This is a genomic window from Arcobacter rhizosphaerae (genome assembly GCF_049472155.1).
In the GTDB taxonomy this organism is placed as follows: Bacteria; Campylobacterota; Campylobacteria; order Campylobacterales; family Arcobacteraceae; genus Arcobacter_B.
Genome location: NZ_JBMOVW010000008.1, coordinates 25,072 through 41,938 on the forward strand (window position 1 = coordinate 25,072; position 16,867 = coordinate 41,938).

16 protein-coding genes are annotated in these 16,867 nt (G+C 28.8%); 4 read left to right on the forward strand and 12 right to left on the reverse strand.

Annotated elements, in window-relative coordinates:
- Window positions 1-62: 62 nt before the first annotated feature.
- From ACH5BH_RS12065 to ACH5BH_RS12080, 4 genes are read right to left on the reverse strand one after another with little or no spacing between them, the layout of a single operon-like run.
- The gene (locus ACH5BH_RS12065) at window positions 63-749 is read right to left on the reverse strand and encodes a gamma-glutamyl-gamma-aminobutyrate hydrolase family protein (RefSeq protein WP_404307713.1); all 687 of its coding nucleotides are present in this window, start codon (window positions 747-749) and stop codon (window positions 63-65) included.
- Window positions 731-1,729: an amidoligase family protein gene (locus ACH5BH_RS12070; RefSeq protein WP_423298527.1), complete on the reverse strand. Its 999-nt coding sequence runs from the start codon at window positions 1,727-1,729 to the stop codon at window positions 731-733. The genes ACH5BH_RS12065 and ACH5BH_RS12070 overlap by 19 nt, the downstream gene beginning before the upstream one ends.
- Window positions 1,730-1,741: 12 nt before the next feature.
- On the reverse strand, window positions 1,742-3,997 hold the full coding sequence (locus ACH5BH_RS12075; RefSeq protein WP_423298528.1) for a fatty acid cis/trans isomerase: 2,256 nt from the start codon (window positions 3,995-3,997) through the stop codon (window positions 1,742-1,744).
- Window positions 3,984-5,345: a dihydrolipoyl dehydrogenase family protein gene (locus ACH5BH_RS12080; RefSeq protein WP_423298529.1), complete on the reverse strand. Its 1,362-nt coding sequence runs from the start codon at window positions 5,343-5,345 to the stop codon at window positions 3,984-3,986. The genes ACH5BH_RS12075 and ACH5BH_RS12080 overlap by 14 nt, the downstream gene beginning before the upstream one ends.
- A 192-nt stretch (window positions 5,346-5,537) precedes the next feature.
- On the opposite strand from ACH5BH_RS12080, the gene ACH5BH_RS12085 reads away from it, so the two are divergent.
- Window positions 5,538-6,101: a hypothetical protein gene (locus ACH5BH_RS12085; RefSeq protein WP_423298530.1), complete on the forward strand. Its 564-nt coding sequence runs from the start codon at window positions 5,538-5,540 to the stop codon at window positions 6,099-6,101.
- Between the two features lie 48 nt (window positions 6,102-6,149).
- Window positions 6,150-6,962 carry a hypothetical protein gene (locus ACH5BH_RS12090; RefSeq protein ID WP_423298531.1) on the forward strand — a complete coding sequence of 271 codons (813 nt, stop codon included), beginning with the start codon at window positions 6,150-6,152 and terminating at the stop codon, window positions 6,960-6,962.
- Window positions 6,963-7,173: 211 nt separating this feature from the next.
- Here ACH5BH_RS12090 and mnmG read toward each other — a convergent pair whose 3' ends face one another.
- A complete protein-coding gene (mnmG, locus tag ACH5BH_RS12095; protein WP_423298532.1) occupies window positions 7,174-9,045 on the reverse strand; it encodes a tRNA uridine-5-carboxymethylaminomethyl(34) synthesis enzyme MnmG in 1,872 nt (623 codons plus the stop codon).
- Between the two features lie 227 nt (window positions 9,046-9,272).
- Between mnmG and ribE the strand changes: the two genes are divergently transcribed.
- Window positions 9,273-9,893, forward strand: coding sequence for a riboflavin synthase (gene ribE / locus ACH5BH_RS12100; RefSeq protein WP_423298533.1), 621 nt, complete (start codon window positions 9,273-9,275; stop codon window positions 9,891-9,893).
- Here the strand turns inward: ribE and mreC are convergent.
- From mreC to ACH5BH_RS12135, 7 genes are read right to left on the reverse strand one after another with little or no spacing between them, the layout of a single operon-like run.
- Window positions 9,883-10,701 (reverse strand): rod shape-determining protein MreC, encoded by an 819-nt coding sequence (gene mreC / locus ACH5BH_RS12105; protein ID WP_423298534.1) that lies wholly within the window; start codon window positions 10,699-10,701, stop codon window positions 9,883-9,885. The two genes, ribE and mreC, sit on opposite strands and share 11 nt — an antisense overlap.
- Window positions 10,694-11,725 (reverse strand): rod shape-determining protein, encoded by a 1,032-nt coding sequence (locus ACH5BH_RS12110; RefSeq protein WP_404307697.1) that lies wholly within the window; start codon window positions 11,723-11,725, stop codon window positions 10,694-10,696. Before ACH5BH_RS12110 ends, mreC begins: the two co-directional genes overlap by 8 nt.
- A 20-nt stretch (window positions 11,726-11,745) precedes the next feature.
- Complete coding sequence (gene clpX / locus ACH5BH_RS12115; RefSeq protein WP_423298535.1) at window positions 11,746-12,975, reverse strand: ATP-dependent Clp protease ATP-binding subunit ClpX; 1,230 nt, start codon at window positions 12,973-12,975, stop codon at window positions 11,746-11,748.
- An 18-nt stretch (window positions 12,976-12,993) separates the two neighbouring features.
- Window positions 12,994-13,773 (reverse strand): acyl-ACP--UDP-N-acetylglucosamine O-acyltransferase, encoded by a 780-nt coding sequence (gene lpxA, locus ACH5BH_RS12120; protein WP_404307693.1) that lies wholly within the window; start codon window positions 13,771-13,773, stop codon window positions 12,994-12,996.
- Window positions 13,774-13,784: 11 nt separating this feature from the next.
- Window positions 13,785-14,228, reverse strand: a complete 444-nt coding sequence (gene fabZ, locus ACH5BH_RS12125) for a 3-hydroxyacyl-ACP dehydratase FabZ (protein WP_404307691.1) — start codon at window positions 14,226-14,228, stop codon at window positions 13,785-13,787.
- Window positions 14,229-14,277: 49 nt separating this feature from the next.
- Window positions 14,278-15,321, reverse strand: coding sequence for a lipid-A-disaccharide synthase (gene lpxB, locus ACH5BH_RS12130; RefSeq protein WP_404307689.1), 1,044 nt, complete (start codon window positions 15,319-15,321; stop codon window positions 14,278-14,280).
- On the reverse strand, window positions 15,318-16,391 hold the full coding sequence (locus tag ACH5BH_RS12135) for an epoxyqueuosine reductase QueH (RefSeq protein WP_423298536.1): 1,074 nt from the start codon (window positions 16,389-16,391) through the stop codon (window positions 15,318-15,320). The genes lpxB and ACH5BH_RS12135 overlap by 4 nt, the downstream gene beginning before the upstream one ends.
- Window positions 16,392-16,565: 174 nt before the next feature.
- On the opposite strand from ACH5BH_RS12135, the gene ACH5BH_RS12140 reads away from it, so the two are divergent.
- Window positions 16,566-16,841 carry a hypothetical protein gene (locus tag ACH5BH_RS12140; RefSeq protein WP_423298537.1) on the forward strand — a complete coding sequence of 92 codons (276 nt, stop codon included), beginning with the start codon at window positions 16,566-16,568 and terminating at the stop codon, window positions 16,839-16,841.
- Window positions 16,842-16,867 lie beyond the last annotated feature (26 nt).

A 16,867-nucleotide genomic window follows, 5' to 3' on the forward strand; every position in this document is an offset into this window, starting at 1 on the left:
ATAACTTTATCAGTATTGATAATGTATATCATTGATATAAATCAATGGAAATAAAAAGATCTCTAAGATGAGGTTTTATACCTAATACAAGCTTCTACAAACTTTTCAAAAACTCTTCTGTGTTCTTTTAAATATATTAAGTATTCAGGGTGCCATTGTAAGGCTAATAAGAAAGGATAGTCCTTTTTTTCAATAGATTCAATAATAGATTCATGCTTAGAAGACACTTCTAACTCATCACCTACTTTGTTGATAGCTTGATTATGAATACTATTGATTAAAATCTTTTCTTCTTTTACTGTAGAGTATAAAGAACTGTCTTTTTTTACTTTGGCTTCTTTGATTGGGAAGATAGAGTTTTGATGGATTAAAAACTCATCCAAATCAAGTATTTTTGCGTATAAATTTCCTTCAAAATAGATATTTATAAGCTGAGCACCTCTACAAATACCTAAAATAGGAAGCTCTTTTTTATAAGCTTTATCAATCATTTCAAGTTCAAAAGCATCTCTTTTTTTATCAAGCTCTGTATTATGTGCATCTTTGTGTGCTCCATAAAGTGTAGGGTCTATATCATTTCCTCCACTTAAAATCAAACCATCAAGCCTATCAAAGTTTATATTTTTCTTTGAGGGTCTAAGTCTAATACAAAATGCACCTTGAAGTTTTAGGTTTAACTTTATAAACAAGTAAGCAAAAACATTGCCCTTATCTGGTAAACATATTCCAATTAGTGGTTTTTTAGCCATGACTGAACTTTTTCCTCCCATTTGATAAGATTGATTATATTGTCTAAGTGAGATAAATACTCTTTAGATAATAGCTCTAAAGCAGAACTATTATTTGCTAAGTCTTCTATTAGAATCCATCTATTCCATTCTTGAGAAACTTCCCAATCTTTACTTCCAATCATAGAGTTTGATAAACGATAATGAAAGGCTGGCCTTGGTTTGATTTTTGTATCAGGAAGTATAGCTCTTACAGCTTTTTCATCAATAAATGCCAAAATAGGAAGTAAGTCTAAGGATCTATTTCTTGTGGGGTTAAATTTCAAATAATCATTTAAAAATTCATTTATTGAGGGATTGTAGTTTTCATCTAATATATGTTTTATATAATCTTTTTCAAAATTATCAATAAAAGGAGTGATTTTTCTAGCAAGGTCAATTTTAGCGTCTTTATTTATATAATCTTGTAGAATAACATAAGCTCTCATATATGAAAGAAGACTTTTTACATCTAAAGAAATTACTTCTACATTTATATGAAGTCCAAAGGCATAATATAGTTTATGTTTTGTTCCTTTTGCTTCATGAAGTGCTAATTCTTGGATTATTTCATCTATTATTGTAATTTCATCTAAAGGTAGAGGAGGTGTGCTTATCTCATAAGGAACTATATCTTTTGATATATCGCCTATGAATTTTTCTACTATATCAATATCTTCTTTTTTGATATTTATACCAATTTTTTCTGATAACTCTTTTGCATTTTTTTCTATTTTTTGTTTTGTTAAAAGTTCAAAATCAAGTTCTAATATAAAATCCCCATATTGAGATTCTAGTTTATACAAATAATTATTTACTTTTTTTACTTTTAGATTAAAATCTTTTTCAAGAATCTCTAAAATTGTTTCTATTTCAATATTAGAAAATTCAAGCTCAAATCCTATATGTCTAATCTCATTTTTATAGTTTTTTCTAATTTTTGGTTGTAAAAAATTACTCATTTATAATATCCTTTAATCTATACTTTTTTTATAGTATCTATTTAAATCAAATAATCCAGCTTCAATAGGATTTGTTTCATTAAATTTATTTTGAAACCAATCATAAACTTGCCAGAAATTTTTATCGTTTCTATTTATAAAAAACTTAGAAAGTTTTGATTCATCAACATTTCCTTTTAGAAGCTCAAAAAACTCTTTGATATCATCTTCTTCTACGACAACAAAATAATTAGGATAAGATCCTATAAAGCCTTCTATTATGTTTATTTTGTCCTTTTTAACATTTAATCGAGCTTCTTCATTAAATAAAAAGGCAACACTATCATGCCATCTATTTATAACTGCTGTGTAGACTAAATCTTCTTTTTTCATTTTGAATCTAACATATACTAAATTGAAGTTATCGCTTGAAAACTTTTTGAATTTGTTTATTTCATTGTGAAAAATTATACTTTTTAGTGCTTTTTGAATATCATCTTTTGTTTTAAACTCTTTTATATTTTTATAAAAATCAACTTTTGTATCAATAAAGTTTATTTCATCTTTAGGAGTTTTTGTATAGTCTAATAAGTTTACAACAAACTCTTTAAATTCATAATCAACTTTAGGATCTAAGTTTGAGGGTGTATATGTAGCTACTTGTTTTGCAATATCTCCTATATACCAACTATTAAAGATATCATTTCTTTTGCTTCGTGGAAGATACTCTAAAAAGTTGCTTTCTCCTTCAATTCTTAGTCTATCCATATATTTTCTTACAAGTATTTTATGTTGAGTATTTCCATATACATCAAAACCTGCAACAAGAGAGTAATAAAGTCTTTCAAGTAAAGGATAATCTATAACCCATAAAGTCTTAGGTATATCTCCTAGCGCTCCTTTATGTACAGAAGAAGAATCAAAGTGTCTATATATTGTTAAAATAGCATCATTATCTTTTTCTCCATAGTTGTTTCCTTTCCAAATAGATTGGAAATCTAAAGGACTATTGTATTTTTCATAAAGTTTATTTTTGTTTTTATAGTAATCAATAGTTACACTATTATATTTATAAATACTAAAAACATCTAAAATCCCACTATTACCACCATATTCATTTGGTAAAGATAAGTTTTTTTGATTTTGTATTAAAAAATCTTTATCTTGAATTGTATAATCATATTTAGGATCTTTAAATGCAACCCAAAAATGGTCATTTATAACATTTAGTGCAACTTGTCCTTTACAAACAGGACCTCTAATATATGTCATAATAAAGTAGTGTATATTATCAAGCATAAATTCATATCTTGATTTTGCAGGAATTTGCTTAAATGCAATCAAGGGATTTGCAGCTATTTTAGGTTCATAGCTAGGCATATTAGGTTTTTCTTCCCAAATAGGTCTTATAAATAAATCTTTATATCTTTGTAATTTATCTTCATTTAATTTATAAACCATGTGTGTTTTATGTACTATAGTAGATGTTATTTTTTTAAATTTATAGAAAAACTTCTCTTTAGCTTTTCCATAAGGAACTCTTGTTTTTACAGCATCTGAGCCATTTGCATTGTATGTTCTATATAAAGAGTAAAAGTTGTCATCCCCATCAAACTTGATGTGAGCTAAGAAAAGATGTTCATAAATATATCTTGCTGTAACTTGATGTTTCATATCTGGGTTATTTAAGAACATCTCAAATGCTTTGATAATTTTAGAAGGTTTTTGTTTCTCTTCTTCTTGTTTTTTTATATCACCTTTAAGCCATGAAATAAGCATTTTATGCTCTTTTTTATTAAGTGCTGGGAAACCATAAGGCATACCATGATTTGGATTATCTTCTAAATATTCATCTAGTTCTTCCATATTTTTACTACATTGAAGATCATCTGTTTCAGGGGCATAATCTCCTATATTTTCAGGTTTTAGCTGTTTTTGCTTTAAAAGCTTGGACATAATACTTTCTTGATTATATTTTTTCAATACAGAGTGAAAACCTAAATCCTCCCACTCTTTAGATGTTGTTGCATCTATAAACATTCTTGAAGGTTTTGCAGGATCAATTCTATTGTCATAAATTTTTTCTTTTGTGGCACCTCTTAGTAAGCCATCAACAGAACTAAGTTTTAATTGACAAGGTGAGTTGTAACATGAGTGGCAAACAACACATCTATTGTCTAAAATTGGTTTTATATCTTTTTGAAAAGACAATTCATTGTTGTTTTGGGCATATAAAATTGTTTGAAGTAGTAAAACTAGAATCAAAAAATTTAGATTAGTTTTTTTCATTTATTTCCTTAATAGTATTAATTGCTGCTGGCAATAGGGCTTCACTTAAAGCAGGGTGGATATATAGCATATCTTTTAAGTGTCTTATATCATTTTGGATGTGCATTACTGTTAATACTTGATGAATCATAGTAGAGCTTTGAGGTCCTATGAGGTGGCAACCTAGTATTTCATAAGTATTTTTATTTACAATAAATTTAGTAAAAGGATAATCTATTTTCATAGCTTGAGCTTTTGCACTAGCTTTCCAGTTTGTTTTTGAAACTACAAAATCAATATTTTGTTCTTGTGCTTGTTCTTGAGTTAAACCTACACTGGCAATTTCAGGACTTGTAAAAACTGCATGGGGCATATATTTGAATTTTAGAGCTTTATTTTCATCTTCAAAAAGAACTTTAAAAAGATGATTCATTTCATAAGCTGCTGCGTGTTGAAGCATATATTCACCTGCTGCATCACCTACTACATAAACATCTTTTGCATTTGTTTGAAAAAACTCATCTCTTTTTATAAAACCTTTTTCATCAAGTTGTATTGAAGTATTTTCAAGCTTTAAATCTTTTGCATTTGAGTCTCTTCCTATGGCATAAAGTAAGGCTTCACTTTTGTGAATCTTTGTACTTTTATCTTTATTTTCTAAAACTATATCAAATGAGCCATTTTTATATTTTGCATCTTTTACTGTAGTATTAAATTTTATATCAATGTTTTTGCTAAACTCATCTTTGAACGTTTCTTGAATATCTTTATCTTCATTTGATAAAAGAGTATTGCTTCTTACAAGTAGTTTTGTTTTGATTTTTAAAGCATCAAAAACATTTGCTAGCTCACAAGCTATAAACCCAGAACCAACAATAGTAATTGATTTTGGAATATTATTTAAAGGAAAGATATCATCACTACTCCAAGCCTTTTCAAAAGGAGGTTTTTGGGGGCTTGTTCCTGTTGCGATTATTATTTTTTTTGCTGTTAATTTTTGATTATTTACTTCAATAACTTTATCAGATAAAAAATATCCAATACCTCTATATAAATCTACGTTTTCATTTAGTTTAGATTTGTAGTTTTCATCTACACTATTTATAAAAGAATTATTGTTTTCAAATATTTTTTTTATATCAATATTTTTAATTTCACTTGAAATAAAATGTTTTTGAGAATTTTGTATAGTTCTAATAACATCAGCATAACCAATTAGAAGTTTTGAGGGAACACAGCCTCTATTTGCACAAGTTCCACCTAAACTTGATTTTTCTATAATGGCAACACTTTTTCCTATGGCACCAGCTTTTTTAGCTAAGTTTGAGGCTCTTCCTCCTCCAATAATTATTAAGTCGTAAGATTTCATAGTAACTCGCTTTTGTTATTTTTTGTTGTAGTATTATAGAGTTTTTTTCTCAAATGACACTTATTTTTATTTAAAATTTTAGAAGTTGTTTCCTTTTATAATTAAAAAGTGTTTCTTAGTTTTTTAGAACTTTATAAAGATTATTAGTTACTTATAATATAATAATTTTCATATAAAATTTGAAGTAAACTTATGCGAAAACTAAACTCAATTCTTGTATTTATTTTAATACTTTCTAGTTATGTAGTAGCTGAGACATCAAACGTCAAACTCACTTACATTCCTAAAGTAATTCAAATAAATAAATCTACAACAATGACTCAAAAAGAACTAGATGAGGCACTAGTAAAACTTTTTAAAAAAAGTCCTATGAAAGATCAATATAATAAAGCTACTGACTTATTAAGTAAAGGAGCATTTGTTACAAAAAACGCTTTATATTATACGATAAAAAAACAAGTAAAAGATTATAGAGCATTTCAATTATTATATGTTAATGGGGGCTTTGATAAAGTTGTCCTTCAGAATTGTTCATTAATTAAAAAAGCAGTTAAAGTTGATTATTTAGCAAGTTATCAAAGTTTAGAAAATGAAATTAATTCAAGTGTTCAGACTGCACTCTTTTTAAAAGATAAAGTTGATTTTTCAAAATGTGATGTTTATTCTGCATTAGCTGGAACAGAATATAATTCTAATATTTCTTTAGAGACTTTAAAATTGTTGTGCAATCACAAAAAATGGCAAGTAAAATATTAAATGATTTAGTAGTTACTATATATAGCTCTTAAGTATTATGAAGAAATATTGAAATTAATTTCAAAGGATATTAAAAATATCGATAAAACGATTGATAATGCACTTAGAGAAATGAAAGAGATGTCAAATAGTAAAAGTTCTAAACCAGTAATAAAAAATATGTATAAAATAGCAATAAAAATACTTTCAAAAGAGAGTAATACAAATATTAAAGAAAAACAAGCAAATGATGATATGCTTACACAATTAAGAACAGCTATTTTAAAAAAAGATAAAAGACGTATAGATTTTTATCTTAGAAGAGGAGCTAAACCTACTTCGGGAATATTTTATTTAACTATTCAAAATGGACTTGAAGAGTTGTTTTTTAAATTATTAAAAATTAATACTCCAAAAGATTTAGATTATAATAAACTACTTTATACTTCTGCTGTAAAAAAGACCTATAAAGTTTTAGACTTCATAATTAAAAATAAACCGATTAATAATAACTTAGAAGATACTATTATTGTTCTATTATCAGATGCTCAGAATTCAAGAGTTCAAAAGTTAATCAATAAAAATATTAATGTTAATAAAATAATTGATTCAGTTTATTTCAATTATGGACTTAATTCTAAAGAATTATCAAATGCAGTAGAGTTACTAGGAAAAGAAGCTCTTTCAAGATATAAATACTTTAAAAATATTGAAACACAAAAGAATAAAAAAAGAATAAAAGAGGAAAAAGAAAGAGAGAAAAAAAGAATCAAACAACTAAAACAAGAACAAGAAGAATATTCTAAAATAAAAAAAGTAGGTGATAAAGTATGTCTTTTAGGTACTCAGCTATTATTTTTTGAAGTTGAAATTAAACGATAAAATTCAAATAAGAATAAGTGATACAGGTGCTTACTCTGGAAATGAGTATATAGAAAATAGACTTGTGTGGGAACCCTATTGGAATTGGAAAATATGTAGATAAAAACAAGAAAATTGACCTTTTGAATTTTAGATAAAATCAAAGGTCAAATTTCTAGTTGAAGATGTATTAAAAATCTCACTAATTAATGTATATTCTTATTAATTACTGTTAAATAGATTTTTTTTCTAAATTCATATACATGTGAATAACATCAATAGCAGCTGGTGTTATTCCTGAAATTTCACTTGCATTGAAAAGTGTTGGAGGTCTGAACTTTTCTAGTTTTTCTATTGCTTCATTTGATAAACCTGAGATTTGTTTGTAGTCAAAATCTTCTGGAATAGTCATTTTAAGCATTTTTTTCATTTTATCAATTTGCTTTTTTTGTTTTTCTACATATCTATAGTATTTTGCTTCTACTAAGATTTGCTCTTTTAAATAGTCTGATAACTCAGCAAATTGTGGTAAGAATTCATCAAAGTGTTCAACTTTTACTGTACTTCTTCCTACGATATCTATTAGAAGTACTCTATCTTTGATTTTATCTTGTCCTAATCTTTCAAGTAGTTCAAGATTTTCTTTTTTAGATGTGAACCATTCATTACTCATGTATTCAATAGCTTCATCAATAACTTTTTGTTTGAAGTTTACTTTTTTAATAGTTTCATCATCAATAAGACCTAACTCATGTCCATAAGCACTTAGTCTTAAATCAGCTCCTTCTTCTCTTAAAAGAAGTCTATATTCTGCTCTTGATGTAAACATTCTATAAGGTTCATTTGTACCTTTTGTAACTAAATCATCGATTAAAACCCCAATATATGCTTCATCACGTCTAAGTACAAATGGCTCTTTACCATCTATTGCTAAACAAGCATTTATACCTGCTATTAGACCTTGAGAAGCTGCTTCTTCATAGCCTGTAGTTGCGTTGATTTGACCTGCATTATATAGGTTTTTGATTTTTTTAGTCTCTAAAGTGTGTTTTAATTCAGTAGGGTCTACATAATCATACTCAATAGCATATCCATATCTAATGATTTTTGCATTTTCTAATCCTGCAATTGAGTGAATCATCTCTTTTTGCACATCAATAGGAAGTGATGTTGATAGACCATTTATGTAGTACTCTGTACACATTGCTGTTTGTGGTTCTAAGAATAACTGATGTCTATCTCTCTCAGCAAATCTATTTACTTTATCTTCAATACTAGGACAGTATCTAGGCCCTGTACCTTCGATTTGACCTGTAAATAGAGGAGTTCTATCAAAGTTTGATCTAATAGTTTCATGTGTATCAAGATTTGTATATGTAATATAACATGGATATTGAGTAGGACTAAACTCTTTTTTATTTGTTCTAAAAGAAAAAGGTGCAGGGTTTACATCTCCTCCGTGCATTTCCATGTTTTCAAAATTGATTGACTTCCCATCAATTCTTGCAGGTGTTCCTGTTTTTAGTCTTCCTACATTTAATCCAAGCTCTTTTAACTGAATAGATAAAGTTGAAGATGGAAGCTCCCATGCTCTACCTGCATCATACTTATTCTCACCAATGTGAATAAGTCCTTTCATAAATGTACCAGTTGTAAGGATAACTTTTGAAGCTTCAAACTCTTCGTTTAGTCTAGTTTTTACACCGTAAACTTCTTTGTTTTCATTGATTAAAAGTTCACTCACTTCATCTTGGTATACTTCAAGGTTGTCTGTATTGTGACAAACTTTTCTCATATATTCTCTGTATTTATCCATATCAATTTGAGCTCGGCTTCCTTGAACTGCTGCACCTTTTGAAGCGTTTAGGATTCTAAACTGAATACCTGTTGCATCAGTACATAGACCCATCTCTCCACCTAAGGCATCAAGTTCTCTAACTAGGTGACCTTTTGCTAGTCCACCAATAGCAGGGTTACATGAAGCAGCACCAATTTGCTCTACTAACATAGTAATAAGTAGGGTTTGTTTTCCCATTCTTGCAGATGCTAAGGCAGCTTCAATACCAGCATGTCCTCCACCTACAACGATAATATCATATTTCATAATTTCTCCAAAAATTAGGTAGTATTTATATTGTTTTTATAAGTCAAAATTGAAGCCTTGGAATAGTAACTTTTATTTAAAAATTGGCTTCAGAATATTTTTTTCGTATAATACCAAAAAAATATGATTATTCCAAATAAATTTTAATTTTTTTTAAGATTTAATGCTTAATTTAGAAATTAAATGTTATTAGATACTATATCGTATATAAAATATGAAGGAATACAGTGTTTACTGGACTTATAAGAGAGATGGCTCAAGTAGTGAGTCTTAAAAATAACTTCTTAACATTAAAAGCAAAATATAGCCCAAAAATAGGGGATTCTATAGCTGTAAATGGAGCTTGTTTAACGGTAGTTAGATATACAAGTGATACTTTTACAGTTGAGCTTTCACCTGAATCTCAAAAGATTTTAGCAATGGAAAACTATAAAGATGAGGTTCACATAGAACCTGCTATGATGATGGGTGATAGGTTTGAAGGGCATATTGTACAAGGTCATGTGGATTGTTTAGGAACAATTAGTGCTATTAAAAACAATGGAAACTCAACTGATTTTTATGTATCACTTCCAAGTGAATACTCAAAGTATATCATCCCAAAAGGAAGTGTTACTATAGATGGAGTTTCACTTACAGTAAATGATGTGATGAAAGACTCATTTAGACTTACAATCATTCCTCATACAATTGAGAACACTTTATTTAAAAGATATAAAGTAGGAACAAAAGTAAACCTAGAAACAGATATGTTTGCTAGATACGTTTATAATATGTTCAAAGGAACTCAAGAGAAAAAAGATAAGCTTTCTTGGAATGATGTAGATAGGATTATGGCTACTTATTAGTAGTCTTTTCCTTTTTTTCTTTAGTTGAATTTTCTTGTTTATTTGAAGCTGTAGGAGCTTCTTTGTACACATAAAAGTATTTTTTCTTTAAAACATTTGCATACATTTCTACTGTGGCTGTTTTCATTTGTGGAAGTATTTGTATATCTTTTACTTTTCCTACTTTTAGACCTTCTACGAAGATGTTATCCATACCTGATGTTACTATTTCATCTCCGACTTTTATTTCAGACCACATAGGAATAAATTTGATTAGGGTTGTTTTGTCTTTCTTTGCTGTTAAAATACCGGGTGTTTTATTTTCTCCTATAAATACAGCGTAAGAGCATTTTTCATTTCCATTTAGAAGTGCTACAGCTCTTCCTTGTTCTTTTACTACAATTCCTGCGGCATAATCTTGGCTAATAAGTCCTAAAATAGTGTCATCTTTTTTTTCATAATCTAACCATACTTTTGTAAAGTCATTGAAGTTTATATATGATAAAACTTTTGTTTGCTTTATATCTATTCTTGTTTGATGTTGTTCATTTGTAGTAAGAAATTTATTTATACTATCTAACTTTTTTTGAGTAGTAAGATATAAGGCTTTATAGTTTTTAAGTTCATTGTTTTGTATTTCAAGCTCTTCTATTGTTCTAACTTGATTAAAATATTTTTCAATAGTAGTAGAAATATCAATAACCGAGTCAATATAAGAGAGTTTTATGTCATTTAAGAAAGTAAAGTTTCTAGCAACTAGTTTATCTACCTCAAAAAGGTAAGATAAACTAACTACTAAAAAAAGTACAACAAAAAAGAATTTACGCATTAGTGATTAGTTTTAAAAGTGCATCCTCATCTAATACATTGCTTGTACCATAAGCTACTGCTAGAAGTGGATCTTCTGCAACTTTAACAGGAAGTTTTACAATATCAGCGATATATTCATCAAGTCCTCTAATTAAAGCACCACCACCTGTAAGAATTACACCATTATCAACTACATCTCCTGCTAAATCAGGTGGCATATCTTCTAAGACACTTCTTACAGCAGAAACTATCTCTTTTAATGGCTCTTTTATAGCAGTTCTAACACCTTCACTTCCAAGCTCAATAGTTGAAAGTAAACCAGAGTTATCTCTACCTTTTACTTTGATTTTTAGTTCAGTATCAAGTTTAATAGCAGTACCAATTTCAATCTTGATATTCTCAGCAGTTCGCTCCCCAATATATAAGTTGTAGTTTTGTCTTACATAATCAATAATTGATTTATCAAACTTATCTCCTGCAACTTTGATTGATTTTGAAAGTACTAAACCACCAAGGGAAGTTACACCAATCTCAGTTGTACCACCACCAATATCAACAACCACATAACCTGATGGGTCAGATACAGGAATACCAGCACCAATAGCAGCTGCCATTGGCTCTTCAACTAAGAATACTTCTCTAGCTCCTGCACTCATTGCTGATTCTTCAACGGCTTTTCTTTCAACTTGTGTAATCCCATAAGGAATACAAATAATGATTCTAGGTCTTATAAAAGATTTTCTTGAGTGGGCTTTTTCAATAAAGTATCTTATCATTCTTTCAGTCATTTCAAAGTCAGCGATAACACCATCTTGCATAGGTCTAACTGCTTGAATATTAAGTGGTGTTTTACCAATCATTTGCTTAGCTTCTTGACCAACTGCTAAGATTTTATCTCTACCATATTTGTCATTTTGAACTGCAACAACTGATGGTTCGTTTATGATAATACCTTTTCCTCTTACAGAAACAATAGTATTAGCAGTTCCAAGGTCAATGGCCATATCACTTGAAAATAGACCGATTAATTTATCTAAAAACACTTTATTTTCCCTCTCTTATCTTATGCGATTTTTGGTTCTTTCTCTTTTTTTACTACATCTTTTGTAATAGTAATAGTTTTGTCTTTATATTTTGGAAGATCATACATAATATCAAGCATAATATCTTCTAAAATTGACCTAAGACCTCTTGCTCCTGTTTTTCTTTCAATAGCAAGTCTAGCAAGCTCTTTTAGTGCTTCTTTATCAAATTTTAGGTTTACATCATCCATTTCAAATAGTTTGATATATTGTTTGATAAGTGCATTTTTTGGTTCAGTTAAAATATGAACCATATCATCTTCTGTGATTTCATTTAAAGTGGCTACCATGTGTAATCTACCGATTAACTCAGGAATTAAACCATATTTTACTAAATCATCAGTTTCAACTTGAGAGATTAGTTTCTCTTCTTCTTTTTTAGATTTCTTATCTTGATTAAACCCAAGTACGTTTGCACCTTGTTTTTTCTTGATAATATCTTCAAGACCATCAAATGCTCCACCACAAACAAATAAAATATTTGTAGTATCAACTTGAAGTGCGTCTTGTCCAGGATGTTTTCTTCCACCTTTTGGTGGAACATTTACAACTGAACCTTCTACTATTTTAAGAAGTGCTTGTTGAACTCCCTCACCAGATACATCTCTTGTAATTGATCTATTTTCACTCATTCTAGCTACTTTATCAACTTCATCAATAAAGATAATTCCTCTTTGAGCTCTCTCAACATCACCATCAGCAGCTTGTACTAATCTAGTAACCACATTTTCAACATCATCACCAACATAACCAGCTTCTGTTAAAGATGTAGCATCAGCAATTGCTAAAGGTACATCTAAATATTTAGAAATAGTTTGTGCTAAAAGTGTTTTACCTGAACCTGTTGGTCCAATTAAAAGAACATTTGATTTATTTAATTCTGTATCATCATCAATTTCATTATGTCTAAAGATTCTTTTATAGTGGTTATAAACTGCAACAGATAAAACTTTTTTTGCTCTTTCTTGTCCGATTACATAGTCATCTAAGATTGCTTTTAATTCAGCTGGAGTTCTAAGTTTTATCTCTTCTTGAACTTTTTCTTCTTCTGTAGTTATTGGTAAATGCTCCATATCATCAGGAGTATTTCCATTCATAATTTCATGTGCAGCACCAACACAAGCTTTACAAATAGAAGCATTATCTCCTGCAATTACAGGATTATTAGCACTATCAGTTGCTCCACAAAAATCGCATGTTACTTTACTCATTTCACCAAACCTATTTATTTATTTTCTGTTGTAAGGAATACCTCTTTTTGTATTTAAACAAAAAGATGCTAATTCTCTTACATATTTATTTTCATTTTCTTTTAATTCATTTGCTACATCAGCTAAAGGTTTTCCTGCTTCAAATAAAGCTTTATAAGCTGTTTTTACAGCATTTATATCTTCTCTATTTTCAAATCTTCTTCTTAAACCATTTAGGTTAAGACCTCTTAAAACAGCTTTATTACCTTCTGCTAAACAAAATGGAGGAATGTCTTGTGTTACTACAGAACCTCCACCAATCATAACTTGTGTTCCAATTTTACAAAACTGATGAATTGGAGTTAATCCACCAACCACAACATAATCATCAATTTCTACATGACCTGCTAAAGTCGCGCAGTTAGCAAAAACACAATTATCTCCAATAATAACATCATGGGCTACATGAACATATCCCATAAATAAATTATTGCTACCAATTTTTGTAATAGAACCACCACCTTGAGTTCCTGGGTTAAATAAAGTAAATTCTCTAATTTTATTGTTGTCTCCAATAATTAGTTCTACTTCTTCGCCTTTGAATTTCAGGTCTTGAGGGTCTGTACCAATTGCTGCATGAGAATAGATATGATTGTTTTTACCAATTGTAGTTTTACCTGCAATTACAGTATTTGAATCAATTCTTGTTCCATCACCAATTTTTACATCTTTACCAATAATTGTAAAAGGGCCAATTGTGATATTATCACCAAGTTGTGCCCCTTCTTCAATAATTGCTGTTTTGTGAATATTATTCATTATTTACCTAATTATTTGTCTACTACCATAGCTTTTAATTCAGCTTCTGCAACAAGTGCATCATCAACATAAGCTTTACCTTCAAGAACAATTAGTGTACCTCTTAGTTTTTTAACTTGAATTCTGTACTCTAATTTATCTCCTGGTTTTACAGGTGTTCTGAATTTTGCTTTGTCAATACTCATGAAGTAAATAACTTTGTTTTTTAACTCTTCATTTGTTAAATCATTGCTTTTAAGAGCTAAAACTCCACCTGCTTGTGCCATACCTTCTAAAATTAAAACACCTGGGTAAATCGGGTGACCAGGGAAGTGACCCATAAATGCAGGTTCACTTATAGAGATATTTTTATACCCTGTAATACTTTCGCCTTTTTGCATATCTGTAATTCTATCTACAAGTAAAAAAGGGTATCTGTGAGGAAGTATTTCTTGAATTTCCGTAATATCTAACATCTATTATCCTAAAGTTTAATTAATGGTAGATATTTTATCGAAAAGAAAATTAGTTTTGAATTATGTTTGCTACGTTTTTTGAACTTCCATTTTTTAAATACTCTCTTAGAAGTTTTGAATCTTTAAAAAATTTATCCCTATTCATGGTTTTATAGTCATTTAGTAAAGCTTCTACACTTACTTCATCTTGTAAAAATTCACTATGAATACACTCTTTGCCCATCTTATCAAAAAAGATATTAGCAAGACCTATATATGGTAGTTTTACAAAGGTTCTTCCTATTTTATAGTCTAATTTTTTAGCTATATAACTTAGTGTAAAAGGTGTTCCAATAAGTGCAGCTTCAAGAGTGGCTGTTCCAGAACATATAAAAGCATATTCACTATCTTGTAAAGTTTCATGAGCTTGTCTTGAAATAGTAAAATCTGATATATCTCCATAAGTTCTACTAATATATTCATCATCAAATTTTGCAGGGATTATTAAAATATGTTCTTTGTTTGGAATTTGTTTTGCCAAGCTTTTAAAAATTGGCATTAGGTTTTTTATTTCAGTTTTTCTACTTCCTGGCATAAAAGCGATTTTATTGCTTTGTATAAGCTCTTCTTTGAAGTGATGTATTTCATCAAGTAAGGGATGACCTACATAAGTGATTTTATCTTTTTGAGTGTAAAGCTGCTTTTCAAAAGGTATAATAGAGCAAAGTTTAGAACAATATGCTTCAAGTTTTTTAACTCTTCCTTTTTTCCAAGCCCAAGCTTGAGGAAGGATGTAATAAATAATCTCTTTATTTGGATACTTTTGTTTTAGTTTTTTTGCTAAAGGAAGGTTGAAACCTGATGAGTCCATCAAAAGAACTTTATCACAAGTAGCAGCAGCTTCTACAAGTTCATCTCTTAACTTAAAAAAGAATCTAAGCTTTTTAAGAGCATCTATAAAGCCCATGATAGCTAAAGCAGTTAAATCATACATAGGATTACCAAGTTCTTTATCAAATACTCCTACAAGCTCTATATCATCACTTAGGTGCTTTTTAAGCTCCTTTAAGTGAATATTTGAAGAAGTTTCCATCGCACATACTAAAAGTTTCATATTATCTCTTCCCTTACATCATCATAAGTTTGCGCATTTATAAAAATCTCATACTTTTCATCAAGAATTTCATCTAAGACTATAATAGCACTTAAATCATAAGGGCTTTTGATTATTTTGGCTCTTATTTGAAGTTCTTCATCAAATAGTGGGGGATTATATATAAGCTCTTTTACATTTGCATAGTTTTTATTGCTAAGTTCATTGTATCTCTCAATACTTATGATTTTTACTTCATCTCTGTTTAGATAGTTTATGCCATCTTTTTTATAATCAATTCTTCCATTTGTTTTTCCTCTATTTATCATAGAATATGGGAAAATATATGAAGCTTTGATTTGTTTTTTTACAAAAACTTTTCCACTTAAAAGTCTATAGTTTAAAAATCTATTTTTTATGATTTTATACTCATCACCATTTGCTTCAAGAGTATTTCTTCTTTTATAAAGTTCTAATCTCTCTTCAATTGATTCAGGTAAAATTTGATTTGAGATAGGGTTAAACATCTCATCCATGATTTTCTTTTGAGCTTCTCTTTGAGCTGATAAACCAAATAAACAACCACAATAGTTTTGTCTATAAAGTTGGTTTTCTTTTACTTTTTTACCTTGGATTTCTGCACCATTTCCAGCTTTATAATCTCTAAAAATAAACTCAATTCCATGTAAACTTTGAAGATTGTGACCGATTTTATCTAGCTTTTCTTGGGACTTTTTAGGAGAAATTAAAAGAGTAGTTGTGAACTTATCATGTCCTAGCTCTTTTGCTTTTGCAACTGTGTTATCAAGTCTATCATCATAACAAACTGTACATCTATCCCCTTTTTCTGGAAGATGTTCCATACCTTTTACTTTTTTAAGCCATGCTTCTAGGTTATAAGGGCCTTCAATTAATTCAATTCCTAGTTTTTGGCATGAGTATTCTACGTCTAAGTATCTAAGTCTATATTCACTATATGGATGAATGTTTGGATCATAAAAAAATCCTACTAACTTTTCATCTGGATATTCTTCTTGTATTCTTTCTAAAAAATAGTGACTATCAACTGCACAACAAATATGTACTAACAATAAATAACCTTTGATTTTATAATTTATGGATATTATAGTAAAATATTTTAAAACAAAGGATTAGATATCAAAAAATTAGCTATCTTACTTACTTTTATCTTTCTTTTTACAGGTTGTTTAAAAAAAACGCCAACACTTACATCAAGTGCTACAATACTTATAAAAACACCGACCATGAAGTTTTATGACAAGGGTTTTATTTTTAATTATGATGATTATACACAAGTTCAAATCTTTAGTGCAGGCACAGCAATACTTGATATGAAAATCTATGAAGATAGGGTTTGTAGTTCTACTTTTAGATGTGAAAAGTTAGAGATTTTTAATGCAAAAAATTTACATAAATCATATAAAAAAGAGTTTTTAAGAGAACTTTTTAGTAAAAATGAAAAAGAGATTATCCATAGAGATAGAAAAAATAGAATACTTATAAAAATAAAAAAAGATTAAAACAAAAAGGACATAAAGTCTTTTTT